The 1,510-nt window shown below is 76.6% G+C and carries 4 protein-coding genes; 2 read left to right on the forward strand and 2 right to left on the reverse strand.

The features are described from left to right. Together ABD308_RS25170 and ABD308_RS25175 are read left to right on the forward strand one after the other, a co-directional pair. On the forward strand, positions 1-150 hold a 150-nt coding region (locus ABD308_RS25170), incomplete at its 5' end, for a zinc-binding dehydrogenase (RefSeq protein ID WP_344338862.1). A gap of 58 nt (positions 151-208) precedes the next feature. Further along, positions 209-922: a ribonuclease H family protein gene (locus ABD308_RS25175; protein WP_344338848.1), complete on the forward strand. Its 714-nt coding sequence runs from the start codon at positions 209-211 to the stop codon at positions 920-922. 8 nt (positions 923-930) lie between these two features. On the opposite strand, the gene ABD308_RS25180 is transcribed toward ABD308_RS25175, so the two are convergent. After that, positions 931-1,197: a hypothetical protein gene (locus ABD308_RS25180; protein WP_344338849.1), complete on the reverse strand. Its 267-nt coding sequence runs from the start codon at positions 1,195-1,197 to the stop codon at positions 931-933. A 67-nt stretch (positions 1,198-1,264) separates the two neighbouring features. Continuing rightward, positions 1,265-1,510 (reverse strand): hypothetical protein (locus ABD308_RS25185; RefSeq protein WP_344338851.1); only part of this gene is annotated, 246 nt, incomplete at its 5' end.

Raw genomic sequence — 1,510 nt, forward strand, 5'->3', positions numbered from 1 at the left:
GGCGCCGCGCTCGCCGGGCTCGCGGAGCTGGCCGCGCGCGGGGAGCTGGCGCTCCGGGTGGCCGGCACCCTGCCGCTGGAGCGGGCCGAGGCCGCGCACCACAGGCTCGCGCGGGGCGGTCTGCGCGGGCGGCTCGTGCTGGTGCCCTGAGCCCGGGCGCCCGTCGCGCGGTTCGAGGGGCGTCCCCGGATCCTGGCATGATCGCAGGATGAACGACCGAATCATCGCCGCCTGTGACGGGGCGGCCAAGGGGAACCCGGGCCCGGCGGCCTGGGCGTACGTGGTGGCCGACGGCACGGGCGCGCCGCAGCGCTGGCAGGCCGGCCCGCTCGGGCACAGCACCAACAACGTGGGTGAGCTCACGGCCCTGGAGCGGCTGCTGGCCGCCACGGACTCCGCCGTGCCGCTGGAGGTCCGGCTGGACAGCACGTACACCCGTGACGCCGTGACCAAGTGGCTGAAGGGCTGGAAGCGCAACGGCTGGAAGACCGCCGCGGGCAAGCCGGTGGCCAACCAGGAGCTGATCCAGCGGATCGACGGGCTCCTGGAGGGGCGGGAGGTCGAGTTCGTCTACGTGCCCGCCCACCAGGTGGACGGCGATCCGCTGAACGCCATCGCCGACAAGGCCGCCAGCGACGCCGCCCGCACCCAGGAGGCGGCCGGCGGGACCGCCGCCGACCTGCCCGTGCCGGACCAGGTCACCGGCTCCCCGGCCCGGTCCCGGCGCGCCCCCGCCGCGGCGACCGCCAAGCGCCGCACCCCGGGCGGCTCCGGCGCTTCCGCCGGCTCCGGCAAGGCGCCGACGCTCTCCGCCCGGTTCCCCGGCACCTGCCCGTGCTCCCGCCCGTACGCCAAGGGCGACAAGATCACCAAGGTCGGGAGCAGCTGGGGCCACGTGGAGTGCGCGGCCGCGCAGTCCTGAGACGGACCCTAGGAAGCGCCCGGTCCCCGACCCGCGCGGCGGGCCCGGAGCCAGGCGACGGCGGCCGTGAGGCCGACCACGCCGGCGACCCCGAGCTTCACGGCGCCCTTGGCGATCAGCCAGCCGAGGCCGGGGACGGTCCAGCCCAGACCGTACAGCACGGCCAGCAGCAGCACGCCGCCCCAGATCCCGGCCAGCACCGTGATCACCACCGCCGCGCCGGCCGGCGGTTCACGCTCCGCTACGGCTGGATCGTTCGTCCCCCGAGTGCCCATGGCGAGGAGTGTAACGACGGCGGGACCCGGCGCGGACCCCGCCGGTCGGCCGCTCCGGCACCAGGGGTCAGCGCCGGGCGTGGTGGGTGTCGCCGACGTGTTCGCCGGTCTCGTGGTCGGGGAAGCTGACGGCGAGGGTGACCCGGTACTCGAAGACGTCGTCGCGGTGGCCGGGCACTCTCGCCCAGGCCAGTGAGTGCACTTCGGCCTCGGGAGCCTGCCGGCACCAGGCGGCGGCCTCCTCCAGCGCGCGGGCCGCCGACAGGCCCGTGCAGACCACCGCGGTGTACGCGGCCACCGAGAGGTCGCCGCC

It is taken from the genome of Kitasatospora putterlickiae, from assembly GCF_039527695.1.
Classification (GTDB): Bacteria; Actinomycetota; Actinomycetes; order Streptomycetales; family Streptomycetaceae; genus Kitasatospora; species Kitasatospora putterlickiae.